At 68.7% G+C, this 25,597-nt stretch carries 19 protein-coding genes; 10 read left to right on the top strand and 9 right to left on the bottom strand.

Annotation, left to right across the window (positions count from 1 at the left end; genetic code table 11):
- Positions 1 to 62: 62 nt before the first annotated feature.
- On the bottom strand, positions 63 to 1,595 hold the full coding sequence (locus tag ACFYU0_RS12515; protein ID WP_351661719.1) for a glycosyltransferase 87 family protein: 1,533 nt from the start codon (positions 1,593 to 1,595) through the stop codon (positions 63 to 65).
- 134 nt (positions 1,596 to 1,729) lie between these two features.
- On the bottom strand, positions 1,730 to 3,997 hold the full coding sequence (locus ACFYU0_RS12520) for a transglycosylase domain-containing protein (protein WP_389300197.1): 2,268 nt from the start codon (positions 3,995 to 3,997) through the stop codon (positions 1,730 to 1,732).
- Between the two features lie 717 nt (positions 3,998 to 4,714).
- On the opposite strand from ACFYU0_RS12520, the gene ACFYU0_RS12525 reads away from it, so the two are divergent.
- The 3 genes from ACFYU0_RS12525 (at position 4,715) to ACFYU0_RS12535 (ending at position 7,952) form a co-directional block, all read left to right on the top strand.
- Entirely contained in the window at positions 4,715 to 5,398 is a 684-nt protein-coding gene (locus tag ACFYU0_RS12525) for a PadR family transcriptional regulator (protein WP_351661724.1), read from the top strand.
- 43 nt (positions 5,399 to 5,441) lie between these two features.
- Positions 5,442 to 6,524: an inositol-3-phosphate synthase gene (locus tag ACFYU0_RS12530; protein ID WP_351661727.1), complete on the top strand. Its 1,083-nt coding sequence runs from the start codon at positions 5,442 to 5,444 to the stop codon at positions 6,522 to 6,524.
- Positions 6,525 to 6,635: 111 nt separating this feature from the next.
- Complete coding sequence (locus ACFYU0_RS12535) at positions 6,636 to 7,952, top strand: MFS transporter (RefSeq protein ID WP_389300201.1); 1,317 nt, start codon at positions 6,636 to 6,638, stop codon at positions 7,950 to 7,952.
- Between the two features lie 48 nt (positions 7,953 to 8,000).
- On the opposite strand, the gene ACFYU0_RS12540 is transcribed toward ACFYU0_RS12535, so the two are convergent.
- Complete coding sequence (locus ACFYU0_RS12540) at positions 8,001 to 9,467, bottom strand: CCA tRNA nucleotidyltransferase (RefSeq protein WP_389300203.1); 1,467 nt, start codon at positions 9,465 to 9,467, stop codon at positions 8,001 to 8,003.
- A gap of 255 nt (positions 9,468 to 9,722) precedes the next feature.
- Between ACFYU0_RS12540 and ACFYU0_RS12545 the strand changes: the two genes are divergently transcribed.
- From ACFYU0_RS12545 to trxA, 7 genes are all read left to right on the top strand, one after another.
- Positions 9,723 to 12,089 (top strand): DUF6049 family protein, encoded by a 2,367-nt coding sequence (locus tag ACFYU0_RS12545; protein WP_389300206.1) that lies wholly within the window; start codon positions 9,723 to 9,725, stop codon positions 12,087 to 12,089.
- A 46-nt stretch (positions 12,090 to 12,135) separates the two neighbouring features.
- Positions 12,136 to 14,481 carry a murein biosynthesis integral membrane protein MurJ gene (murJ, locus tag ACFYU0_RS12550; RefSeq protein WP_389300209.1) on the top strand — a complete coding sequence of 782 codons (2,346 nt, stop codon included), beginning with the start codon at positions 12,136 to 12,138 and terminating at the stop codon, positions 14,479 to 14,481.
- A 118-nt stretch (positions 14,482 to 14,599) separates the two neighbouring features.
- Positions 14,600 to 16,300 carry a protein kinase family protein gene (locus ACFYU0_RS12555; RefSeq protein ID WP_351661740.1) on the top strand — a complete coding sequence of 567 codons (1,701 nt, stop codon included), beginning with the start codon at positions 14,600 to 14,602 and terminating at the stop codon, positions 16,298 to 16,300.
- Between the two features lie 22 nt (positions 16,301 to 16,322).
- The gene (gene sigM, locus ACFYU0_RS12560; RefSeq protein WP_389300211.1) at positions 16,323 to 17,048 is read left to right on the top strand and encodes an RNA polymerase sigma factor SigM; all 726 of its coding nucleotides are present in this window, start codon (positions 16,323 to 16,325) and stop codon (positions 17,046 to 17,048) included.
- A complete protein-coding gene (locus ACFYU0_RS12565; RefSeq protein WP_389300212.1) occupies positions 17,045 to 17,929 on the top strand; it encodes an anti-sigma factor family protein in 885 nt (294 codons plus the stop codon). The genes sigM and ACFYU0_RS12565 overlap by 4 nt, the downstream gene beginning before the upstream one ends.
- A 170-nt stretch (positions 17,930 to 18,099) precedes the next feature.
- Positions 18,100 to 19,071, top strand: a complete 972-nt coding sequence (gene trxB / locus ACFYU0_RS12570; protein ID WP_351661749.1) for a thioredoxin-disulfide reductase — start codon at positions 18,100 to 18,102, stop codon at positions 19,069 to 19,071.
- A gap of 63 nt (positions 19,072 to 19,134) precedes the next feature.
- Positions 19,135 to 19,467 (top strand): thioredoxin, encoded by a 333-nt coding sequence (gene trxA / locus ACFYU0_RS12575; RefSeq protein WP_351661752.1) that lies wholly within the window; start codon positions 19,135 to 19,137, stop codon positions 19,465 to 19,467.
- A gap of 109 nt (positions 19,468 to 19,576) precedes the next feature.
- On the opposite strand, the gene ACFYU0_RS12580 is transcribed toward trxA, so the two are convergent.
- From ACFYU0_RS12580 to yidC, 6 genes are all read right to left on the bottom strand, one after another.
- Positions 19,577 to 20,194, bottom strand: a complete 618-nt coding sequence (locus ACFYU0_RS12580) for a GNAT family N-acetyltransferase (protein WP_351661755.1) — start codon at positions 20,192 to 20,194, stop codon at positions 19,577 to 19,579.
- Between the two features lie 313 nt (positions 20,195 to 20,507).
- Positions 20,508 to 21,605 (bottom strand): ParB/RepB/Spo0J family partition protein, encoded by a 1,098-nt coding sequence (locus ACFYU0_RS12585; RefSeq protein WP_351661758.1) that lies wholly within the window; start codon positions 21,603 to 21,605, stop codon positions 20,508 to 20,510.
- Positions 21,602 to 22,675 carry a ParA family protein gene (locus ACFYU0_RS12590; RefSeq protein WP_351662156.1) on the bottom strand — a complete coding sequence of 358 codons (1,074 nt, stop codon included), beginning with the start codon at positions 22,673 to 22,675 and terminating at the stop codon, positions 21,602 to 21,604. The genes ACFYU0_RS12585 and ACFYU0_RS12590 overlap by 4 nt, the downstream gene beginning before the upstream one ends.
- Positions 22,676 to 22,962: 287 nt before the next feature.
- Positions 22,963 to 23,679 (bottom strand): 16S rRNA (guanine(527)-N(7))-methyltransferase RsmG, encoded by a 717-nt coding sequence (rsmG, locus tag ACFYU0_RS12595; RefSeq protein ID WP_389300216.1) that lies wholly within the window; start codon positions 23,677 to 23,679, stop codon positions 22,963 to 22,965.
- 115 nt (positions 23,680 to 23,794) lie between these two features.
- Positions 23,795 to 24,307, bottom strand: coding sequence for a R3H domain-containing nucleic acid-binding protein (locus ACFYU0_RS12600; protein ID WP_351661763.1), 513 nt, complete (start codon positions 24,305 to 24,307; stop codon positions 23,795 to 23,797).
- 15 nt (positions 24,308 to 24,322) lie between these two features.
- Positions 24,323 to 25,597 carry a membrane protein insertase YidC gene (gene yidC / locus ACFYU0_RS12605; protein WP_351661766.1) on the bottom strand — a complete coding sequence of 425 codons (1,275 nt, stop codon included), beginning with the start codon at positions 25,595 to 25,597 and terminating at the stop codon, positions 24,323 to 24,325.

Here is a 25,597-nt window from a genome sequence, read left to right on the forward strand (position 1 = left end):
GAAGGCCGTACACGCATGGCGCGTGTACGGCCTTCTTCCTGCTCATCCAGGCACCGGTTCGCTCAGAGCGAACGCTCCCCGTTCGGCGGCGGGCCCGCCCGTCCCCAGTCCACCTGGGGCGCGTCGAAGTGGGCGGCGTGGCGCGGGGGATGGGCCGCGGCGCCCAGCACGAAGACGTCCTCGGCGCCGTCGAGTACTCCGCCCGAGGGGTCGTCGTCGCCCGAGCGGCGCACCACGTCCCGCTCGGGCATCAGGATGTCCCGCACGACGACGGCGCACAGGTAGAGCGTGCCGAGCAGGTGCACCGCGATCACCCAGTCGTACCCCAGCGTGGGCAGTCCCTTGTGAGCGTCCCCGCTGGTCGTGTAGGCGAGGTAGAACCAGATGCCCAGGAAGTACGCCACCTCGCAGGCCTGCCAGATCAGGAAGTCCCGCCATCTGGGCCGGGCGAGGACGGCCAGCGGCACCAGCCACAGGACGTACTGCGGGGAGTAGACCTTGTTGGTCAGGATGAAGACCGCGACGATCAGGAAGGCCAGCTGGGCGAAGCGCGGCCGGCGCGGGGCGGTCAGCGTCAGCGCGGCGATGCCCAGGGAGCACAGTGCCATCAGAACGACGGCGGCGTTGTTCACGAAGTCGGTGGAGGGCGGGTTGCTCGAGTTCTGCGCCCAGATCAGCCAGAGCGATCCGAAGTCGACGCCCCGGTCGTGGCTGAACGTGTAGAACTTCGACCACCCCTCGAAGGCGAAGAGCATCACCGGCAGGTTCACCACCAGCCAGGCGACGGCCGCACCGCCCACGGCCCGGAAGAACTCCCGCCACTTGCCGGCCCGCCAGCACAGCACCAGCAGAGGGCCCAGGAGAAGGATCGGGTAGAGCTTGGCGGCGGTGGCGAGCCCCAGGAGAACACCGAAGGCCAGTGAGCGGCCCCGCGACCACATCAGCATCGCGGCGGCCGTCAGGGCCACCGCGAGCAGGTCCCAGTTGATGGTGGCGGTCAGGGCGGCCGCGGGGGCCAGAGCGACCAGCAGTCCGTCCCAGGGGCGCCGCGCATGGGTGCGGGTCACGCAGACGGCGACGACGGCCGCGCACGCCATCAGCAGTCCGGCGTTGACGAACCAGTACCACTGCTCCTGGTGCTGAATGCCGCCGCTGCCCGGAGTGAGCCAGGAGGCGACCTCCATGAACACGCCGGTCAGCACCGGGTACTCGAGGTAGTCCATGTCGCCCGGGAGCCGGTCGAAGTACGGCACCAGCCCGTCGGCGAATCCGCGTCCCTGGTAGAGGTGGGGGATGTCCGAGTAGCAGGCGTGGGTGTACTGCGAACTCGCACCGAAGAACCAGGCGCTCTGGTAGCAGGGCGCCTTCTGCACCAGGCCGAGGGCGAACATACCGATCGCCACGAGCACGATGATCCGCAGCGGGGTCCACCAGGTCGTCCCGAGCAGTGCGCGCTGGCCGATCGGCCCGCCGATCAGCTCGCTCCCGGCCGCGGCGACCTCGTCCTCACGGGTCGGCCGCACCGGCTCCGCGCCGACGGGCCGTACGGGCTCGGGCTCGTGCACGCCCGCGGGCGTCATCTCTGCACTGGGCATGGGGCACATCCTGCCGTACGAGTCTGGGTGTACGCCGAGGGCCGCCGCACCTGGTGAGTGCGACGGCCCCATGTTTCACGTGAAACGTGCTTGGCGGTCGATATGGCCACCAATCGGTCAGACCGACCGGTGGGCTAGCCGTTCTGGCCCGAGAAGAGGCCTCCGTTGCCATTGCCTCTGGTGTTGCCGGTCCCGGTCGTGTCCGTGACCGTGGGCGTGGGCGTGGATCCTCCGCCGCCCGTTCCACCTGTGTCCGTGCCACCGTTGCTGCCGTTGCAGTTGTTGCCCCAGCCCCACTGGCAGGTGTCGCTGGGCGACGGAGACGGGGACGGGGACGTGAGGCTCGGCGACGGACTCGGCGAGTCGCTCGGCGTCTGGCTCGGCGTGATGGTGACCGACGGGGTCGGGGAGGGCGCGCCGGCTTCGTCGTGGACCTTGCCGATCCTGAACGCGTCCGGGAAGCCCGGGTCGTTCGCGTTCTTCAGTGCGGCCCTCATGTACTCGGTCCACACCTGCGTCGGGATGTCACCACCGTGGATGGAGTCCTTGCCCGCGGTGCCGTTCATGGAGAGCAGCTTGTGGTTCTTGGGGTTCTCTCGGAACATCGCCACCGAGGTCGACAGCTGCTGGGTGTAACCGACGAACCACGCCGACTTGTTCTTGTCGGTGGTACCGGTCTTGCCCGCCGCCGTACGGCCCAGGGCCTTGGCGTTCTGGGCCGTACCGTTCTGGATCACGTTCTGCAGGACGTCCGTGACGTTGTTGGCGATGTTCGACCCCATCGCCTGCTTGACCTTGGGCTTGGAGAAGCCGGGCTGATCCACGCCGTCCTTCTTGACGGCGGTCACCGAGTACGGGTCCGCCTGCTTGCCCGACGCGGCGAAGGTCGCGTAGGCGTCGGCCATACGGATCGCGCTGGGGGTGGAGGTACCGATGGCGAACGACGGGTTGAGGTCCACCGACATGCTCTGGTCGAGGATGCCGGCCGAGCGGGCGACATCGCGGACGTGTGACATGCCGACATCGACGCCCAACTGCACGAAGGGCGTGTTGATGGACTGCTCCATCGCCTTGCGCAGGGTGATGTAGCCCCACGGGTGCGGGCTCTCGTTCTTCTGGAAGAAGAACGAGTTGTCCTTGTTGAGGTAGTACGACCCGTCCGGCTTCTTCACCTTGAGGTGGTCGTTGCCGTTGTACTTGCTCAGCGGGGAGATTCCCTCGCCGTTGGAGTCGTACGTGCCGTACTGCATGGCCGCTGCCAGCACGAACGGCTTCCACGTCGAACCGACGGGGACACCCTGGGTGTCGGCGTTGTTCGTGAAGTGGCCGTTCTCGTAGCCGTCACCGCCGTACAGGGCGACGATCGCACCGTCTTCGGGAAGCACCGAGGCCGCACCGAACTGGACGTACTTGTCGAGCGCGCGCTTCGGGTTCAGCCGCTCCTTCTGGATCTTCTTCACCGCGGCGCTCAGAGCGTTGACCTTGTCCTTCTTGAAGGTCGTGTAGATCTGGTAGCCACCCTGGTCGAACTGCTGCTCAGAGATGTTCGAGTGGTTCAGGACGTACTTCTTCGCCGTGTCGGCCAGGTAGCTGATCTGGCCGGTCATGCCCTTGGTCGCCTTGCGGTCCTGGGGCATGGGGTACCTCTTGATGGCGTCCTGGTACTGGACGTCGGTGAGGTGCTTGTCCTTGTGCATCTCGCCCAGGATCCAGGCCCACCGGGCCTTGGACCGCTGGAGATTGGCGTCGGCCGTCGCAGACTTGTCGAGGCTCTCGTTGCCCGCCGGGTCGTAGTACGTCGCTCCCTTGAGCAGCGCGGCGAGGAAGGCGCACTCGCTGGGCTTCAGGTCGACGGCGTCCTTGTTGTAGTAGGTCCGCGCGGCGGCCTGAATCCCGTAGGCGCCACGGCCGTAGTACGAGGTGTTGAGGTAGCCCTGCAGAATCTGCGGCTTCTTGAGCTTCGTCCCCACCTTGATGGAGATGAACATCTCCTTGAACTTGCGGGTGACGGTCTGGTCCTGGCTGAGGTACGTGTTCTTGACGTACTGCTGGGTGATCGTCGAACCACCCTGCGTCTGACCGCCGCGCGCCATGTTGGCCAGAGCCCGCGCGATACCCATGGGGTCGACGCCCGAGTCCTGGTAGAAACTCTTGTTCTCGGCCGAGATCACCGCGTACTGCATGGCCTCGGGGATCTTGTCGATGGTGACGTTCTGACGGTTCACGCCCGTGCCCGTCGCGACCATCTGCGACCCGTCGGCCCAGTAGTAGACGTTGTTCTGGGACTTGGCCGCGTCGTTCTCATTGGGGATGGAGACCATCGCGTAACCCACGCCGACCATGGCCACCAGGCTGCCGACGAGGCCGATGAACAGCCCGGTGACGAGCTTCCAGGAAGGCACCCAGCGGTGCCATCCGTCCTGGTTGTGCCGTGGGTAGTCGATGAAACGCTTCTTGGCGGGCGCGGCCGGACGGCCTCTGCCGCGTCCGGGCCCGGCCGGTTCGGCGCCCCTGCGCCGGCCGCCGCCTCGCTGCGCGGCCCGGCGGGCCTCGGCACGGCTGCCGTAGGTGCGCTCCTCACCCCCTGAGCCATAGGACTCCGACCCATAGGAACTGGACCCATAGGAGTCGGCAGAGGACCCGGTGGCGCCTCGCGGTGCCGCACGGCGGCCGGAGGCCGAGCCGGACTGGCCGCGTCGGGCCGCGGCACGTCCGCCTCCCTGCGGCTGCGGCGGTTTGCGACGGTGCTCGCTCATCGAACGACTACTCCTCGGGCAGGCGCACCCTTGCGCGCCTGGAAACGGCGGCTGGTTTCCGGTCCCCCCGAAGTACGGATGTGGTCGGTTCCGCATTCACCCGTACTGCTCCAGGGACGAGGACGCCCCCAGACGTCACTCGGTTCCCGGTGATGTGCATGCCGCACAGACTACGCACCGCCAAAACCCGCCGAGGACCGAAGTTCACCCCAAAACAGGCAACTTGCCTCCTACGAATCGGTGATGTGATCCCGTTCACCGTCCTCCCTCTTGTCGCGTGCGGAAGGCCGTTCTATCGTCGTGATGTATCGAGTCGATACATCAGTGTGAGATAAAGACGCGGTGGACCGAGAGGAGGCGATCATGAGCCGGCGTTCCGGCATCCTGGAGTTCGCCGTCCTCGGCCTGCTGCGCGAGTCCCCGATGCACGGCTATGAGCTGCGCAAACGACTCAACACGTCACTGGGTGTGTTCCGGGCGTTCAGCTACGGGACCCTGTACCCCTGTCTCAAGACGCTGCTCGCCAACGGCTGGTTGATCGAGGAACCGGGCAGCACCCACGAGGACGCCCTGGCCGCTCCCCTCACCGGGCGCCGCGCCAAGATCGTCTACCGGTTGACGGCAGAAGGTAAGGAGCACTTCGAGGAGCTGCTTTCGCAGACCGGTCCCGACGCGTACGAGGACGAGCACTTCGCCGCACGGTTCGCCTTCTTCGGGCAGACCTCGCGCGATGTGCGCATGCGCGTACTGGAGGGCCGGCGCAGCCGCCTGGAGGAGCGTCTCGAGAAGATGCACGCCTCCCTGGCGCGCACCAGGGAGCGCCTCGACGACTACACGCTTGAGCTCCAGCGCCACGGAATGGAGTCCGTGGAGCGCGAAGTGCGCTGGCTGAACGAGCTCATCGAGAGCGAGCGGGCCGGGCGGGACCTGAAGGGTCCCGCGTCCGGGGGCGCCGCTCAGCAGGACACCACCACTGGATCGACGGGCGGCCTGCCCCGGACCGGAGAGAACTTCGGTACGGATACGCCCGGCGACACCGCCACGTGAGTCCCACTCAGGGCCTCACTCGTACACACAGGGAGCAACCGGAATGGGTTCGGTTCGCGTAGCCATCGTCGGCGTGGGCAACTGCGCCGCGTCGCTGGTGCAGGGCGTCGAGTACTACAAGGACGCCGACCCGGCGTCCAAGGTCCCCGGCCTGATGCACGTGCAGTTCGGCGACTACCACGTCGGTGACGTCGAGTTCGTCGCCGCGTTCGACGTCGACGCGAAGAAGGTCGGTCTCGACCTCTCGGACGCCATCGGTGCCAGCGAGAACAACACCATCAAGATCTGCGACGTCCCGAACACGGGCGTCACGGTCCAGCGCGGCCACACCCTCGACGGTCTGGGCAAGTACTACCGGATGACCATCGAGGAGTCCGCCGAGGAGCCCGTGGACGTCGTCCAGGTCCTCAAGGACAAGCAGGTCGACGTCCTCGTCTGCTACCTGCCCGTGGGCTCCGAGGACGCGGCGAAGTTCTACGCCCAGTGCGCCATCGACGCCAAGGTCGCCTTCGTCAACGCCCTCCCGGTCTTCATCGCCGGCACCAAGGAGTGGGCGGACAAGTTCACCGAGGCCGGCGTGCCGATCGTCGGTGACGACATCAAGTCCCAGGTCGGCGCCACCATCACGCACCGCGTGATGGCGAAGCTGTTCGAGGACCGCGGTGTCCGCCTTGAGCGCACGATGCAGCTCAACGTCGGCGGCAACATGGACTTCAAGAACATGCTCGAGCGCGACCGCCTCGAGTCGAAGAAGATCTCCAAGACGCAGGCCGTCACCTCCCAGATCCCCGACCGGGACCTCGGCGAGAAGAACGTCCACATCGGCCCGTCCGACTACGTCGCGTGGCTCGACGACCGCAAGTGGGCGTACGTCCGCCTCGAGGGTCGCGCCTTCGGTGACGTTCCGCTGAACCTGGAGTACAAGCTCGAGGTCTGGGACTCCCCGAACTCCGCGGGCGTCATCATCGACGCGCTGCGCGCCGCGAAGATCGCCAAGGACCGCGGCATCGGCGGCCCGATCCTGTCGGCTTCGAGCTACTTCATGAAGTCCCCGCCGGTCCAGTACTTCGACGACGAGGCCTACGAGAACGTCGAGAAGTTCATCCGCGGCGAGGTCGAGCGCTAAGCACTGCGGTCCGGCCGCCCGGCGCGCCGAAGAGAACGCTCCTGCCAGGGCCGCGAAGGGTCCCCGGGTCTCCTGACCCGGGGACCCTTCGCCTATGTGAGGGTGGGGCCCATGCCCGTCGTCCGTGACCTGCGCGTCCTACTGCGTCTGCGGGACTTCCGCCGCCTGCTGACCGTGCGCCTGCTCTCCCAGGGAGCCGACGGCGTCTACCAGGTCGCCCTGGCCGCCTACGTGGTCTTCTCCCCGGAGAAACAGACCTCGGCGGCGGCGATCGCCTCGGCGATGGCCGTCCTGCTGCTTCCCTACTCGCTGGTCGGCCCCTTCGCCGGCGTCCTGCTGGACCGCTGGCGGCGCCGTCAGGTCTTCCTGTACGGCAACCTGCTGCGCGCCCTGCTGGCCGGAGCGACGGCCGTACTGATGGTCAGCCACGTGCCGAACTGGCTGTTCTACGCCTCCGCGCTGTGTGTGACGGCCGTCAACCGATTCGTACTCGCCGGGCTGTCGGCCGCGCTGCCGCACGTGGTCGACACCGAGCGCCTGGTGATCGCGAACTCCTTGTCGCCCACGGCGGGGACCCTCGCCGCGACGGCCGGGGGCGGCCTGGCCTTCGTGGTCCGGCTGGTGGCGTCCGACTCCGATGCCGCGGTGGTACTGCTGGGGGCGTTCCTCTATCTGTGCGCGGCGCTGACCGCCCTGAGCCTGGCCCCCGCTCTGCTCGGCCCCGACCGGGAGCCCGCACAGCCCCACCTGCGGACCGCGCTGCTGGACACCGCACGTGACCTGCTCTCGGCCGTCCGGCATCTGGCCGCACCCCGCCGCCGGGAGGCTGCCTGGGCGCTGGCCGCCATGACGCTGATGCGCTTCTGCTACGGAGCGCTTCTCGTGCTGCTGCTCATGCTGTGCCGCTACGCACTCTCCACGACCCCCGAGGAGGGGCTGCGACTGCTCGGACTCGGTCTGGCCGTGTCCGGGGCCGGCTTCTTCGCGGCCGCCGTGGTGACCCCCTGGGCGGTGGGGCGGCTCGGGCCGGGCCGCTGGATCGCGCTGTGCGCCGGCACGGCCGCCGTACTGGAGCCCGCCCTGGGCCTCCCCTTCGCCACCGCCCCCCTCCTGACGGCAGCGTTCGTCCTGGGCCTGATCACCCAGGGAGCCAAGATCGCAACGGACACGGTCGTCCAGGCATCGGTGGAGGACGCCTTCCGGGGCCGGATCTTCGCGCTCTACGACGTCCTGTTCAACATCGCCTTCGTCGGGGCCGCCGGAGTCGCCGCACTGATGCTCCCGCCGGACGGGCGTTCGGTCCTGCTGGTGGTGTTCGTCGCGCTGATCTATGGCGGTGTGGCCATGGGCATGACCCGCTTCGAGCGCCACCGTGGCCGGGACAGTCGAGGGGGCGATGTTTCACGTGAAACATCGCCCCCTCGGTAGAACAGCGGATGGTCGTGTTTCACGTGAAACACGACCGGCCACCACACCTCAGTCCTGCTGGGACCACCAGTCCTTGAGGGCCGCCACCGCTTCGTCGTGCGCCATCGGGCCGTTCTCCAGGCGCAGCTCCAGCATGTGCTTGTACGCCTGCCCGATGACGGGGCCGGGACCCACGCCCAGGATCTCCATGATCTGGTTGCCGTCGAGGTCCGGACGGATCGCGTCCAGCTCCTCCTGCTCCTGAAGCTGGCCGATCCGCTCCTCCAGGCCGTCATAGGCGCGCGACAGCGCGACCGCCTTCCGCTTGTTCCGCGTCGTGCAGTCGGACCGGGTCAGCTTGTGCAGACGGTCCAGCAGCGGACCGGCGTCCCGGACGTAGCGCCGCACCGCCGAGTCGGTCCACTCACCGGTGCCGTAGCCGTGGAAGCGCAAGTGGAGCTCGACGAGTCGTGAGACGTCCTTCACGAGCTCGTTCGAGTACTTCAGAGCCGTCATTCGCTTCTTGGTCATCTTCGCGCCGACCACCTCATGGTGGTGGAACGAGACGCGGCCGTCCTTCTCGAAGCGCCGGGTGCGCGGCTTGCCGATGTCATGGAGCAGCGCGGACAGGCGGAGCGCGAGGTCGGGCCCCTCCTGCTCCAGCGCGATCGCCTGCTCCAGCACGATCAGCGTGTGTTCGTAGACGTCCTTGTGCCGGTGGTGCTCGTCACTCTCCAGCCGCAGGGCCGGCAGCTCGGGCAGCACATGGTCGGCCAGCCCGGTGTCGACCAGAAGGGTCAGACCCTTGCGCGGCTGCTCGGAGAGGATCAGCTTGTTCAGCTCGTCCCGGACCCGCTCGGCGGAGACGATCTCGATCCGCCCGGACATCTCCGTCATCGCGGTGACGACCTCGGGAGCGACCTCGAAGTCCAGCTGGGCGGCGAACCGGGCGGCCCGCATCATCCGCAGCGGATCGTCCGAGAACGACTCCTCGGGCGTCCCGGGGGTGCGGAGCACCTGGGACGCGAGATCCTGAAGGCCTCCGTGCGGGTCGATGAACTCCTTCTCCGGCAGCGCCACGGCCATCGCGTTGACCGTGAAGTCGCGACGGACGAGGTCCTCCTCGATCGAGTCGCCGTAGGACACCTCGGGCTTGCGCGAGGTGCGGTCGTACGCCTCCGACCGGTAGGTGGTGATCTCGATCTGGAACTGCCAGTCGGTGTCCTCGACCCGGGCGTTCTTCTGCGCGCCGACCGTCCCGAAGGCGATCCCCACCTCCCAGACGGCGTCCGCCCACGGCCGCACGATCTTCAGTACGTCCTCGGGTCGCGCGTCGGTGGTGAAGTCCAGGTCGTTGCCGAGCCGGCCGAGCAGCGCGTCCCGGACCGAGCCGCCCACCAGGGCGAGCGAGAACCCGGCCGCCTGGAAGCGGCGGGCGAGGTCGTCGGCGACGGGGGCCACCCGCAGCAGCTCGCTGACAGCGCGGTGCTGCGCCTGGCTCAGGGCAGAGGGAGTGTCTTCGTTGGCGTTCGGCACAACAGAAGAGGGTACGTGTCCGCGGCGGCCCAGGTCGCCTCCATTGAGCGGCGCGGACCCTCCCGGCATACCCGCACAAGCCCAGTGCTTACGGCGTACAAGCGCTCTCCCCTCGATACTGGATATAGAGGACGTGGCGCCACTGTTCCCTGGTCTTGCTGGGCAGACCGCGGCACTTCCACTCGGCGCGCCTCGTTACCATGCGTGGACGCACATTCCGACGACCACTGACGACGACGAGGGACGGGCGAGCGCGTGGCCGAGGCGGCTGACTTCCAGGGGACCAGTGCCTCACCTGCCCGCCGGTGGCTGCGGCGCACCGGAGCACTGCTCGCCGGTGCGCCGCTGCTGGCGGGACTCCTGCAGCTGTCCGCCGCCGCGCCCGCGCAGGCCGCCTCGTCCAGCCCGGTGTCCGTCTCCCTGGATTCGCTCACCCCCGGCGCCCCGACGGACGGGGACACGGTCACCGTGTCCGGCACAGTGACGAACACCGGCAAGCAGAACGTCACCGGCGCCCATGTGGGCCTGCGGGTGGGCCCCCTGCTGAACACCCGCTCGGCGATCGACGCCGTCTCCCGCCACCCCGACGACCTCCGTACCCGCACCGGCCCCGAGGTCGGCGGCAAGTACGTGGAGAAGTTCGCCAAGCTCGCCCCCGGCGTCGCGCAGCCCTTCAGCATCTCCGTCCCGGTCGACCAGCTCGACCTGGGCCAGGACGGCGTCTACGAGTTCGGAGTGGCCCTGTCCGGCCAGACCTCCGCCCAGCCCTGGGACCAGACGCTCGGCATCCAGCGGACGTTCCTGCCGTGGCAGCCGTCCGACGCGGACACCAAGACCAGGACCACCGTCCTGTGGCCGCTGATCTCCACGTCCCACATGACGGCGCGGACGGGCCCCGGCGAGCTGCAGACGCCGGTCTTCCTCGACGACGACCTGGCCAAGGAGATCACACCGGGCGGCCGGCTGGCGCAGATGCTGGACCTGGGCAAGGACCTGGACGTCACCTGGGTGATCGATCCGGACCTGCTGGCCTCGGTGGACGCCATGGCGGGCGGTTACCGGCTCCAGGGCGAGGACGGCACCACCAAGGCCGGCCCGCACCAGGCGGTCGCCAAGCAGTGGCTGGCGAAACTGCAGAAGGCCGTCGTGGGCAAGGAGGTCGTCGCCCTGCCCTTCGCCGATCCGGACCTGGCCTCCCTGGCCCACCGCGGCACCAGCGTCACCGGCTCGCTCAGCCACCTCAAGGACGCCACCGACGTCGCCGCCACCACCGTGAAGACCGTGCTTCACGTCACACCGACGACCGACTTCGCCTGGCCCGTGGACGGCGCGGTCGATCCCTCGATCATGAAGGTCGCCACCTCTGCCGGAGCCGACCGCGTGATCGCCAGCAGCGACAGCCTCCAGGAGACCGCCGGACTGCCCTACACCCCGTCCGCGGCCCGCCCCGTCGGCGGCGGTACGACGGCGGTGGTCTCCGACGCACGGCTGTCCACGGCCTTCGAGGACGACCTGACCAAGGCGGGCTCGGCGACGCTCGCCGTCCAGCAGTTCCTGGCGCAGAGCCTCGAGGTGAACGCGCAGACGGACGCGCAGCGCAACATCGTGGTCGCTCCCCAGCGCATGCCGTCGGCGAGCCAGGCCCAGGCGATGGCCGCGGCGGTGAAGCAGCTCCAGGGCAGCACCTGGTCCCAGGCACAGAACCTCACCGCGGCCGCCAAGGCCAAGCCGGACCCGGACGCCACCACCCGCATCCCGTCGACGTCCGCCTACCCGGCCTCGCTGCGCAGGCAGGAACTCCCGAGGACGGCCTTCGAGCAGATCGCCCGCACCCAGGACAAGCTCGACAACTTCAAGGTGGTCCTCAGCGACCAGTCCCGGGTGATCACCCCGTTCGGACGGGCCATAAACCGCGAGATGTCCACGTCCTGGCGCGGTCGCGGCGCGGACGCGGACAGCTTCCGGGGCGATGTCGAGGCCTGGCTCGACGATCTTTCCGACCAGGTCAAACTGATCGACAAGTCCGAGACGAAGCTCTCCGGGCGCAGCGCCACCATTCCGGTGACCGTCCAGAACAACCTCGTGCAGCCCGTGAGCCACCTGGTCCTGCGGCTCACCTCGACGCAGCCGACCCGCCTGAAGATCGGCGGCAAGGCCTACGACGAGCAGCGTGTCGAGGTGTCCGGCGGCCACAGCCAGTCCGTGAAGTTCACCACCGCGGCCAACGCCAACGGCCGCGTCACGGTCACCGCCCAGCTCTACACCCAGGACGGCCAGGAGTACGGCGACCCCGTCAGCTTCGACGTGAAGGTCACCGAGGTCACCCCCACCGTCATGCTGGTCATCGGCGGCGGTGTGCTCCTGCTCGTCCTGGCCGGGTTCCGGATGTACACCCAGCGCAAGCGCGCGGCGGCCCGGCGGGCAGACGACGACGGTCCCGGCACGGAGGGTGGCGGAACCGACGAGGATCCGGGGAACCCCGACGCCTCCGGAGACCGTCTCCCCGACCAGTCCGACGCCCCGTCCGGGGCCGAGGGCCCGGAGCAGCCGAGTGACCCTGCGCCGGACACCGCACCGGAAAACACCGACCCGTCCGGGACGGGTGAGAGAGTGGACCGTTGAGCGATGTCGTGGCCGGTGTGGCCCGGGACGATGAGGTGGGGTAACCATGAACGCGCCGTACGACGGTGATCGCGGCCAGGGCGCGGCCGGCTCGGGCTACCCCGAGCCGCCGCATGAGCCCGGCCAGGTGCCGCCGCAGCACGCGGGGGACATGTACCTCCAGGACGCCTACGACCAGGACCCCTACCGGGCGCAGGACCTCGCCGCCCAGGACCCGGTCGCCGAGGCGCTGTACGACCGTGCCGCGCACCCGCCGCCGCCCCCGGGCACCTACGAGCAGCAGCAGCCGCTGTACGCCCCGCCGGCCCAGTCTCCGCACGCGCCGGACCCGCGGGTCTGGGCGCAGACCCCGGCGCCGGAGCCCGACGGCGCGGCCCCCTTTCTGCCGTACGGCGACGATCCCCGCACGACCCAGTTCGTGGGCGTGGACGACCTGGTCACGCACTCCGGTGAGGAGTACCACGAGCCGGACGCCTTCGCGCACCTCTTCCGGGACCAGCAGCAGGGCGGCGGGCCCGCGCCGATGGATCCCCCGGCCGTCCCCGGGCCGGGCGCGGGTCAGGGTCCCGCAGGCTCCTACCCGGCTCCGCCGAACGCCCAGGGCCCGCAGCACCCGAACCGGTACGCGGAGGTGTCGTACCAGGCAGGGTCCGCCGCGCCCGGCGGCTCCGCTCCGTCTTCCGTGCCGGCACCGGCGGCGGCTTCCGAGCCCGCCGGATCGGCGGCCGCCGCCACGGCCACCGCGCCCGCTCCGAAGAAGGGCGGGAAGGCCGCGGGGCTGCTGAAGTCCAGCGCGGTCATGGCGGCGGGCACGATGGTCTCCCGGCTCACCGGGTTCGTCCGCTCCGCGCTGATCGCCGCCGCTCTGGGTCTCGGCGTGCTCGCCGACTCGTTCCAGGTGGCCTACCAGCTGCCCACGATGATCTACATCCTCACCGTCGGCGGTGGTCTGAACTCCGTCTTCGTGCCCCAGCTCGTGCGCTCCATGAAGGAGGACGAGGACGGCGGCGAGGCCTTCGCCAACCGGCTGCTGACCCTCGTGATGGTGGCCCTGGCCGCGCTGACCGGTCTCGCGATGTTCGCGGCGCCGTTGCTGGTGCGGCTGCTGTCCCCCACCGTCGCCGACAATCCGGCGGCCAACGACGTGGCGGTCACCTTCACCCGCTACTTCCTGCCCTCGATCTTCTTCATGGGCATCCACGTGGTGATGGGTCAGATCCTGAACGCGCGGGGCAGGTTCGGCGCGATGATGTGGACCCCGGTCCTGAACAACATCGTCATCATCGTCTCGCTCGGCATGTTCATCTACGTCTACGGCACCGCGGCCAACTCCCACCTGGGCGTCGAGAGCATCCCGCCCCAGGGCCAGCGGCTGCTCGGCGTCGGTGTGCTGCTCGGTCTGGTGGTGCAGTCGCTCGCGATGATCCCGTACCTGCGGGAGACGGGCTTCCGGATCCGGCTGCGCTTCGACTGGCGGGGCCACGGCCTCGGCAAGGCCGCGATGCTCGCCAAGTGGACGGTCCTGTTCGTGCTGGCCAACCAGTTGGGCGCCATGGTGGTGAGCCAGCTGTCCACCGCGGCCGGCGCCGACTCGGGCGGCAAGGGCACCGGCCTGGCCGCCTACGCCAACGCCCAGCTGATCTGGGGTCTGCCGCAGGCCATCATCACGGTGTCCCTGATGGCGGCGCTGCTGCCGCGCATCTCGCGCTCGGCCGCCGAGGGTGACGGCGGGGCCGTCCGCGACGACATCTCCCAGGGGCTGCGCACCACCGCGGTGGCCATCGTGCCCATCGCCTTCGGCTTCCTCGCGCTCGGCATCCCGATGTGCACGCTGATCTTCGGCTCCGCGGGCATCGGCTCGGCCACCAACATGGGCTACGTGCTGATGGCCTTCGCCCTCGGTCTGATCCCGTACTCGGTGCAGTACGTCGTCCTGCGCGCCTTCTACGCGTACGAGGACACCCGCACCCCCTTCTACAACACCGTCATCGTGGCGGCGGTCAACGCGGCCGCCTCCGGACTCTGCTACTTCCTGCTGCCGGCCCGCTGGGCGGTGGCGGGCATGGCCGCCTCGTACGGCCTCGCCTACGCGATCGGAGTGGGCGTCGCCTGGCGCCGGCTGCGCAAGCGGCTCGGCGGTGACCTGGACGGCGCCCGGGTGCTGCGCACCTACGCCCGGCTGGCCATCGCCTCGCTGCCGGCGGCCCTGCTCAGCGGTGCGGCCTGCTACGGCATCGGGCACACTCTCGGCCAGGGCGTCGTCGGTTCGTTCGCCGCGCTGATCGCCGGTGGCGCGGTCCTGCTCGGCATCTTCTTCGTCGCCGCCCGCAAGATGCGGATCGAGGAGCTCAACTCGCTCGTGGGTATGGTCCGCGGGCGTCTGGGGCGCTGAGGCGGGGGTAGGCGCACAACCATCGTCTGCGGCCGTGTGTCGTGCATAGCAGCGGACTGTGGGCACAATTGGATTCGGCGTCGGACAGCGTGCAACGGATGGGGAGGCAGGGACGACGGTGGCGGAACGGAGCACGGCTGCCGTCGACGTGGCAGACAACAGCGGTGACAAGCCGCTGACCGCCAAGGCGGACCAGTCCACGGCCGACGGGGTGGCCCATAACCCGGAGCGGGACACGGACAGCGACGAGGCACAGGGGAGCGCCGGGACGGAGGGCCCCGGTAAGAAGGCTTCGCCGCCCGAACTGCACAGCGGTCACAAGCTCGCCAGACGCTACCGTCTCGAGGAGTGCGTCACCCGTCTGGACGGATTCAGCAGTTGGCGCGCGGTCGACGAGAAACTCCGTCGTGCCGTCGGCGTCCACATCCTCCCCGCGGATCATGCGCGGGCACGGTCGGTGCTGGCCGCCGCCCGGTCCTCGGCGCTGCTCGGTGATCCGCGCTTCGTCCAGGTCCTGGACGCCGTCGAGGAGAACGACCTCGTCTACGTCGTGCACGAATGGCTGCCCGACGCCACCGAACTGACCGCGCTGCTCGCGGCCGGCCCGCTGGAGCCGCACGACGCCTACCAGATGGTCAGTCAGGTCGCCTCGGCCATGGCCGCCGCCCACCGCGAAGGCCTCGCCCATCTCCGACTGAACCCCAACGCCGTCCTGCGCGCCTCCACCGGTCAGTGGCGCATTCGCGGTCTCGCCGTGAACGCGGCGCTGCGCGGCATCAGCTCCGACACCCCGCAGCGCACGGACACCGAATCCATCGGCGCCCTGCTGTACGCGGCGCTGACCCAGCGCTGGCCGTACGAGAACGACGCCTACGGCCTGTCAGGACTGCCCAAGGACATCGGCCTCATCGCACCGGACCAGGTACGGGCCGGTGTGCACCGCGGCCTGTCCGAACTCGCCATGCGGGCCCTGGTCAACGACGGGGCCACCGCCTCGCGTCACGAGGCCGCGTGCACCACGCCGGAGGAACTGGTCAAGGCGATCGGGGAGATGCCCCGTATCCGCCCGCCAGAGCCGGCTTTCACCGCACCGCCGGAGTACCAGCGCACCACGTACCAGCAGGGCACCTACGGGCGTCCCGCGCCGCACTCCGGCGTCACCCAGCCGCTCGTGTCCCCGCCGCCCCCGCTGCAGAGCCGCACCGGCAAGGTGCTGAAGTGGGCGGTCTCCGCCCTGCTCATCGCCGCGCTCGGCCTGGGGAGCTGGCAGCTCGCGGAGGCCCTGATGGACCAGGGCGACAACTCGAACGACACCAACAACACCCAGACGCAGGACGGCGGCGACAAGAGCCCGAAGAAGCCCACGGACGGCAAGCCCATCGCCATCAAGGGCGCCCGTGACTTCGACCCGTTCGGCACCGACCAGTCCGAGAAGCCGGCCGACATAGACAAGGTCTACGACAGCAGCACCGCTTCCTACTGGCAGACGGACTACTACCTGAGCCCCGAGTTCGGCAATCTGAAGTCGGGAGTCGGCGTCAAGCTCGACCTCGGCAAGGTCCAGCAGGTCGGCCAGGTGAGCATCACGTTCGTGGGTGAGACCTCGGTCGAACTCCGCGCCGCAGACGCGGGCGCGGGATCCGAGCCGACGACCTTCAACGCCTACAGCAAGGTTGCCGGCGGCTCGGGCACCACGGTGACGCTCAAGCCCGGCAAGTCGCTCAAGACGCAGTACCTCCTCGTGTGGTTGACCAAGCTGCCCGCGGACAACGAGGGCCACTGGCGCGGCCGAGTGGCAGACATCAAGGTGACCAGCTGAGGTCTCCACTCGGGAGGGGCCGATGGGAGATGGCGCCGGATACGGCGACGCACGGGACGAGGATCTGCTCGCCCGACACGTAGAGGGCGATCCCAATGCCTTCGCCGAGATCGTCCGGCGGCATCGGGACCGACTCTGGGCCGTGGCGCTGCGGACGCTCGGCGACCGGGAGGAAGCCGCTGACGCCGTCCAGGACGCCCTGGTGTCCGCCTACCGGGCCGCGCACACCTTCCGGGGCCAGTCGGCCGTCACGACCTGGCTGCACCGGATCACCGTGAACGCCTGTCTCGACCGAGCACGGAAGGCCGCCACGCGTAAGACCGCCCCGGTCGATGACACCGAGCGGCTGGAGCAGCTGCTGGAGCCGCATGAGTCGGCCTCGGCTCCCGCCGAGCGCAACGATCTGCACCGGCAGCTCCTCGAGGCGCTCGGCACGCTTCCCTACGACCAGCGCGCGGCTCTGGTCCTCGTGGACATGCAGGGGTATCCGGTCGCCGAGGCCGCCCGGATGCTCGACGTGCCCACCGGCACGGTGAAGAGCCGGTGCGCCCGGGGCAGAGCCAGACTCCTTCCCCTGCTCGGCCATCTGCGGCCCGGAAGCACCGAAGACGGAAAAGAACCCGCTCCGGGACGGAACCGGGTGGAGGGGACATCCGTCCCACCTGCAACGGGCCTTGGCGGCAGAGAAGCCGGGGACGCGGGTCCGAGTGATTCAGCCGTAGCGAAGGGCGGAGGTGGGCGAGCGTGACTTCCACGGCAGACACGGCCGGGCACCCGGACGTCGCGGAGATCTCCGACCTCACCGAAGGTCTGCTCCCACAGGACCGAGGCGCCGAGGTACAGCGGCACCTGGAGGCATGCGAGCCGTGTGCGGACGTCCTTGCCTCACTGGAGGAGATCCGGGGGCTGCTCGGCACCTTCGATGAAGCCCCTCGTATGCCGGCCGACGTTGCCGAGCGCCTCGATGCGGCTCTCGCCGCCGAGTCGCTACCCGTCTCGACCGTCCCTGAGCAGAGCGGTATTCGTGTTTCACGTGAAACATCGATGCAGTCGAACCGCCCCGTTGGTCGTTCCGCCGCTGCGACAGGTCCGGGACGCAAGGACGCACGGCGGGGGCGCCGCCGAAGGACCGTCGTCCTCGGCTCCCTTCTCACCGCGGCGGTCCTGGGCGCCGGGTCCCTTGTGCTGCAGTCCCTCAACGGCGGTGGGTCAGGCACGACGGCCCACGGCACGACGACGCCGTCCGCCGGCAGCTTCTCCGGAGACAGCGTGCAGAGCCAGGTCAAGGGTCTGCTGGCCACGGGCAAGGCCAGGCAGCACCACTCGTCTGAGCCGCGGTCGGGGGTCGAGACCGAGCAGACCGGCCCTGTGTCCACCCAGAGCGCCAATACATTGCTCCAGGATCAGCCCCCGGTCCCTGACTGTGTCCGCCAGGCGATCAACAGCCGGGACGACGTCCTGGGCTCCAAGACCGGCATCTACGGCGGTAAGAGCGCCTACCTAGTCGTGGTGCCCGACACCGAGGACAGCACCCGGGTGACCGCCTATGTCGTCGACGCGGACTGTGTCCATCAGCGTCCCGACTCCGCCGGCAAGGTACTGATGAAACAGTCGTTTCCCCGGTCCTGAGGCGTCGGAGGATTTCTCGGCGTCGGCGCGGTCATCCGTACCCTGTGCCAACCCCCGTGTGCCCGGACACACCGGGAATGCGAACCCCCTAGGATCCGTTGGGTGGGGTGAGAGCTCCGCAAGGGACTCCACCGGTCGACTGACACAGACCAGAGACGAGGAATCAAGCCGTGAGCGACGTCCGTAACGTGATCATCATCGGCTCCGGGCCCGCCGGCTACACGGCGGCGCTCTACACCGCGCGCGCGTCGCTGAAGCCCCTGGTGTTCGAGGGCGCTGTCACCGCCGGCGGTGCCCTGATGAACACCACCGACGTGGAGAACTTCCCGGGCTTCCGCGACGGCATCATGGGCCCCGACCTCATGGACAACATGCGGGCCCAGGCCGAGCGCTTCGGCGCCGAACTGATCCCGGACGACATCGTCTCCGTCGATCTGACCGGTGAGATCAAGACCGTCACGGACACCGCCGGAACGGTCCACCGGGCCAAGGCCGTGATCGTCACGACCGGCTCCCAGCACCGCAAGCTCGGTCTGCCGAACGAGGACGCCCTCTCCGGCCGCGGTGTCTCCTGGTGTGCCACCTGTGACGGGTTCTTCTTCAAGGACCAGGACATCGCCGTGATCGGCGGTGGCGACACCGCGATGGAGGAGGCGACCTTCCTCTCCCGGTTCGCCAAGTCGGTCACGATCGTCCACCGCCGCGACACCCTGCGCGCCTCCAAGGCGATGCAGGAGCGCGCCTTCGGTGACCCGAAGATCAAGTTCGTCTGGGACAGCGAGGTCGCCGAGGTCCAGGGCGACCAGAAGCTCTCCGGTCTCAAGCTGCGCAACATCAAGACCGGCGAGCTGTCGGAGCTGCCGGTGACCGGCCTGTTCATCGCGATCGGCCACGACCCGCGCACCGAGCTCTTCAAGGGCCAGCTGGACCTCGACGAGGAGGGGTACCTGAAGGTCGCCGCCCCGTCCACCCGCACCAACGTGACCGGGGTCTTCGGCGCCGGTGACGTGGTCGACCACACGTACCGGCAGGCGATCACCGCGGCCGGCACCGGCTGCTCCGCCGCTCTCGACGCCGAGCGCTTCCTCGCCGCCCTCGCGGACGAGGACAAGGCTGAGCCCGAGAAGACCGCCGCCGTCTGAAGCGCCGCAGTCTGACCCTCGCCCACTTCCGCCTCACCGCACGACCAAGTTAAGGAGCCCGCCGTGGCCGGCACTCTGAAGAACGTGACCGACGACTCCTTCGAGCAGGACGTCCTCAAGAACGACAAGCCCGTCCTGGTGGACTTCTGGGCCGCCTGGTGCGGTCCGTGCCGCCAGATCGCCCCGTCGCTGGAGGCGATCGCCGCCGAGTACGGCGACAAGATCGAGATCGTCAAGCTCAACATCGACGAGAACCCGGGCACGGCCGCCAAGTACGGCGTCATGTCCATCCCCACCCTGAACGTCTACCAGCGCGGCGAGGTCGCCAAGACGATCGTGGGCGCCAAGCCGAAGGCCGCCATCGTGCGGGACCTCGAGGAGTTCATCGCCGAGTAGTCGGTCGATGCCGTCGCACCGGCGGCGCATGTTTCACGTGAAACACGAATGGGCCAACCCCGACGGGTTGGCCCATTCGCATGGTCTGGCTTCCCTGGCCGCACGTCCGCTACAGCGGCCGCAGTGCCGGCTCCTTCTGCACCGCCCCCAGCAGCCGGTCCAGCGCCAGCTCCACGTCTTCCTTCCAGGAGAGGGTGGAGCGGAGATCCAGTCGCAGACGGGGGTGCGTGGGGTGCTGCCGTACCGTCTTGAACCCCACGGCCAGGAGGTGATCCGCGGGCAGCAGACAGGCGGGCTCTTTCCAGCGGGCGTCACCGAAGGCCTCGATCGCCTTGAAGCCGCGGCGGAGCAGATCCTTGGCGACCGTCTGGACCATCACCCGGCCCAGTCCCTGCCCCTGATAGCGGGGCATGATGAACGCCGTCATGAGCTGGACGGCGTCCGGTGACAGTGGGCTCGTGGGAAAGGCCGTGGAGCGTGGCACGTAGGCCGGCGGCGCGTAGAGCACGAAGCCGACGGGAACGTCGTCGACGTAGACCACGCGGCCGCATGAGCCCCAGTCCAGCAGCACGGCCGAGATCCAGGATTCCTTCTCCAGCGCGGACGTGCCGGCCTTTACCGCGGCCTCGCCGCTGACGGGATCCAGCTCCCAGAAGACACACGAGCGACAGCGCCGGGGTAGGTCCTCGAGGTTGTCCAGCGTGAGCGGTACGAGCCGTCGCCCCATGAAAGCTGTTCCTCGCTTCCTTCACCCGCCGCATCGCGGGCTGCTGTCAGGACGCTCCGTTGTCTGAGCAGACTGCCGACGAACCCGCCGACCACCCCGATGCCCAGGCCCGCGCTCACCAATCCGGTCCGGCTCATCAATCGCATGGCCCCTGTCTCCCCACTCAGAGATCCGCCAGGTGGATGCGCCATACCCATCCGCATCGTATCCACGATGCGATTTCCTCGATACCGCCTCAAAGCAAAGAGCGGACCGCCTTCCGGTACAACCGGACGCCGTCCGCTCTTCAACTCACCAGGGCGGGGAGCGACGGTCAGTCGTCGGACCCGTCGGCTGCGCTCTCCTGAAGGCTCTGCTGGAGAGCCAGGCGCTCACCGGGGGCGAGCGTGTTCAGGATCCGCTCGAGATCCTCCGGGGAGGCGAACTCCACGGTGATCTTGCCCTTCTTCTGGCCCAGTTCGACCTTCACCCGCGTCTCGAAGCGGTCCGAGAGGCGTGTCGCCAGTTCATTGAACGCCGGAGAGACCCGGCCTCCGGCCCGGGGGCCCTTGGACCGCGAAGCCTTCTGAGGCCGTGAGCCCATCAGCGTCACGATCTCCTCGACGGCCCGGACGGACAGCCCCTCCGCCACGATGCGATGAGCGAGCCGGTCCTGCTCCTCCGAGTCCTCGACGGACAGCAGCGCCCTGGCATGACCAGCCGAGAGGACGCCCGCGGCCACCCGCTTCTGCACGGCCGGAGAGAGCCGCAGCAGCCGGAGAGTGTTGGAGACCTGCGGACGCGAGCGCCCGATCCGGTCGGCCAACTGGTCGTGGGTGCAGTTGAAGTCCTTCAGGAGCTGGTCGTAGGCGGCTGCCTCTTCCAGCGGGTTGAGCTGCGCCCGGTGCAGGTTCTCCAGCAGGGCGTCGAGAAGGAGCTTCTCGTCGTCGGTGGCCCGGACGATCGCGGGGATGGCCTCGAGGCCGGCCTCACGGCAGGCCCGCCAGCGGCGCTCGCCCATGATCAGCTCATAGCGGGCGGGCCCGAGCTGCCGGACGACGACCGGCTGGAGGAGACCGACTTCCTTGATGGAGGTGATCAGCTCGTGGAGCGCGTCCTCGTCGAATACCTCACGCGGCTGGCGAGGGTTCGGCGTGATGGAGTCGAGAGGGAGCTCAGCGAAGTGCGCCCCCACCGGCGGCGCGGGGACCTCGGCGGCCGGAGCCGCCGGGGGCTCCTCGGTTTCATGTGAAACAGACGGCAGCGTGGCCACCTTCGCCGCGGCGACGCCACGGTCCGACATCAACGGCACCGCGGACGGTGACGTGGAAACCTGGCCGCCCATCGTGGCCGGAGCCGGCTCCTTCTCAGTCGGGGCAGCGGGGATCAGTGCGCCGAGCCCACGACCCAGCCCCCTCCGTCGCTCGCTCACTGGATGCCCTCCACCATGTTCGGATCGGTCTGGGCGCCGATGTGGGCCTGGCTCGCGTCATAGCTGACGCCAATGCCCCTCAGCGCGATTTCTCGGGCGGCCTCAAGGTAGGAGAGGGCGCCACTCGATCCAGGATCGTAGGTCAGCACCGTCTGCCCGTAACTCGGCGCCTCGGAGATACGGACCGAACGGGGAATGCTCGTCCGCAGCACCTCGTCGCCGAAGTGGGTGCGCACCTCTTCCGCGACCTGGGAGGCAAGACGCGTCCGGCCGTCGTACATGGTGAGCAGGATGGTCGACACGTGCAAGGTGGGGTTGAGATGCCCTCGCACCAAGTCGACGTTGCGCAGCAGCTGCCCCAGGCCCTCAAGCGCGTAGTACTCGCACTGAATGGGGATGAGGACCTCTTGGCCGGCGACGAGAGCGTTGACCGTCAGCAGGCCCAGCGACGGCGGGCAGTCGATGAGGATGTAGTCGAGCGGCTGCTCATACGCCTGGATAGCCCGCTCCAGCCGGCTCTCCCGAGCCACCAGGGAGACAAGCTCGATCTCCGCACCAGCGAGGTCGATCGTGGCCGGGGCGCAGAAGAGGCCTTCGACGTCCGGGACGGGCTGGACGACATCGGCGAGAGGCTTGCTCTCCACCAGGACGTCGTAGATCGACGGGACCTCGGCGTGGTGGTCGATCCCCAGCGCGGTAGAGGCGTTGCCCTGTGGGTCGAGGTCGATCACCAGCACGCGGCCGCCGTGCAGAGCCAGCGAGGCGGCAAGGTTGACGGTCGTCGTCGTCTTACCGACGCCGCCCTTCTGGTTGGCGACCACGATGACTCGGGTCTGCTCGGGTCGTGGCAGGCCTTCGCCGGCGCGCCCCAGAGCTTCCACCGCCAGCTGGGCAGCACGACCGATGGGAGTGTCGTCCATCGGAGGCGGTGTTTCACGTGAAACATCCGCCCCCATCGACTCGGTACGGGGACCGGGGACCGGATCGGTCATCGGTCCCGCGATGTTGGCGTCGGACCGCAAGGATTCACTCTCCTCGACTTCAGGCTCGCAATGAACAGAGCCTCCCATGTCTTCGGGGTCGTGAACCAGTGAGGCCTGTTGTTCTGTGGAGAAATCCACCTCTGTGGACAACTCCGCTGCCTTTCCGAGTGAACCGAGAGGCTTACGGTCACGAGGTTCGGCCGCAGCGCGGCCCCGACTGATGATGCCGTGGAGCAGTGAGCGACGTTTCACGTGAAACACGATGCACAGCTACAGCGATCGGATCTCCGCGACACTCCGGCTTGCATGGGTTTGGCAGCTTGTGTGGAGTACGTCTCGTTCCCGGCACGACCCCGAGACGTCGGTTCTACGGGTCAGCGACGTCGTCGCGCCCGACCCGTTCGAGCGGCCTTGGCGCGCTTGGCGGCGAACCGCACCCCGCCCGGGCTCTCACCAACCTCCACCCGGACGACGGTGGACGGCGGATCCACCACACCGTCGCCGACATGAAGGATGGACGTCGACTCGGCGCCCAGCTTGCTGAGGGCCGTGGCGGCCGCCTTCAGCTCCTCCTCGGCGGTGTCCCCCTTGAGCGCGAGCATCTCCCCGTAGGGACGCAGCAGGGGGATGCCCCAGGTGGCCAGTCGGTCCAGCGGGGCCACGGCGCGAGCGGTCACCACATGGACCGGCGGCAGCTTGCCCATGACCTCCTCGGCCCGGCCACGCACCACGGTGACATGGTCCAGGCCCAGCAGCTCGACCACCTCGGTGAGGAAGTTGGTGCGCCGCAGCAGGGGCTCCAGCAGGGTGATGTTCAGGTCGCTCCGGACCAGGGCCAGCGGGATGCCGGGCAGGCCGGCTCCGGAGCCCACGTCGCACACCGTCACGCCCTCGGGAACCGCCTCCGAGAGGACCGCACAGTTCAGCAGGTGCCGTTCCCACAGGCGGGGCACTTCGCGCGGGCCGATCAGGCCACGCTGCACTCCCGCCTCGGCGAGCAGCTCCGCATAGCGGACCGCATCGGCGAAGCGCTCACCGAACACTTCCCGCGCCTGTTCGGGCGCGGGGGGAAGCTCCGCTGCCTCCGTCACGGGGACCGTCCTTCCGTACAGCGCCGGGCTTCGTGCACCGGCCACCAGAACTACCAGGCTGACAAAGATCGGCCCCGTCTGCAGGCAGACGGGGCCGTGGAACGAGAGGTGCCGATCAGGCGGGCAGTACGACGACGAACCGCTGGGGCTCCTCGCCCTCGGACTCGCTGCGCAGCCCGGCGGTCTTGACCGCGTCGTGCACGACCTTGCGCTCGAACGGCGTCATCGGCTTGAGCTTCACGGGCTCGCCGCTGCTCTTGACCTCGGCGGCGGCCTTGGCACCCAGCTCCGACAGCTCGGTGCGCTTCTTGGCCCGGAAGCCCGCGATGTCCAGCATCAGCCGACTGCGGTCACCGGTCTCCCGGTGCACGGCCAGGCGCGTGAGCTCCTGGAGAGCCTCGAGCACCTCGCCGTCCCGGCCGACCAGCTTCTGCAGGTCACGGCTGCCGGCGTCGCTGATGATCGACACGGAGGCGCGGTCGGCCTCGACGTCCATGTCGATGTCGCCGTCGAGGTCGGCGATGTCGAGCAGGCCCTCCAGGTAGTCCGCCGCGATCTCGCCCTCCTGCTCAAGGCGGGTGAGGGTGTCTGCACCCTCGGCAGCGGCGGAGGTGGTGCCTTCCGTCACGGGATGGGCTCCTTCTTACTTCTTGGACGGGGACTTGGGCCGCTGCGGGCCACCCTTGCGCTGCCCGGACTGGGCCTTGCTGCGGGTGCCGGAGCCGGGCTTCTGGGGCTGCTTGGCAGCGGCGGGCTTGACGTCGTCCTGCGGCTCGTCGTCGGACTTCTCCAGCGAGGGGCCCTCGCCCGCCGGCCTGGTCGTACCGGACTGACGCTGAGCCTTGGTCTGGCGCTTGGGCTGCTGACGCCGCGCGGCGGTGGCGACCGCGGTGGCCGTACCGTCCTCGGTCTCAGCCAGGGCATGGCTCTCGCTCTTCACCACGGTGCCGTCGGCCTGGGCCGCGAGACCCGCCTTGGTCAGGCCGTTGATGAACTTGCGCTCGAACTCGTTGCGGTCACGGCCCTTGGCGACGATCGCCTTGACGATGGTCTTCTCGCTGCGGCGGCGGACCTTGCCGTGCTGGCTGACGTGCTTGGTCAGACGCTCGAGGTAGGCGGCCTGAGCCTTGGAACCCGGGGTCGGGTTGTTGTGGATGACGTACATCTGCTGGCCCATGGTCCACACGTTGGTGGTCAGCCAGTAGATGAGGACACCGACCGGGAAGTTGATGCCGAAGACGGCGAACATGATGGGGAAGACGTACATCAGCATCTTCTGCTGCTGCATGAACGGCGTCTTCACCGTCGTGTCGACGTTCTTCGTCATCAGCTGGCGCTGCGTGTAGAACTGCGACGCCGACATCAGGACGATCATGACCACGGTCACGACGCGGACGTCGGTGACCGAGGCGCCCAGGGCCTCGATCGTGCTGGCGCTGTCCTTGAACTTCGCGGCGAGCGGGGCGCCGAAGATGTGCGCCTTACGGGCGCTCTCCAGCAGCGACGTGTTGATGACGCCGATGGTCTGGCCCGAGGCGATGCCGTTGAGCACGTGGTACAGGGCGAAGAAGAACGGCGACTGCGCCAGGATGGGAAGGCACGAGGAAAGCGGGTTGGTACCCGACTCCTTGTACAGCTTCATCATCTCTTCGGACTGGCGCTGCTTGTCGTTCTTGTAGCGCTCCTGGATCTTCTTCATCTCGGGCTGGAGCGTCTGCATGGCCCGGGTCGCCTTGATCTGCTTCACGAAGAGCGGGATCAGGCAGATGCGGATCAGGATCACCAGGGACACGATGGACAGGCCCCAGGCCCATCCGGTGTCGGGACCGAAGATGGCGCCGTACACCGTGTGGAACTGGACGATGACCCATGAGACGGGTGTCGTGATGAAGCTGAAAAGGCTGGCAATCGTGTCCAC

Source organism: Streptomyces sp. NPDC003720 (genome assembly GCF_042875075.1).
GTDB lineage: Bacteria > Actinomycetota > Actinomycetes > Streptomycetales > Streptomycetaceae > Streptomyces.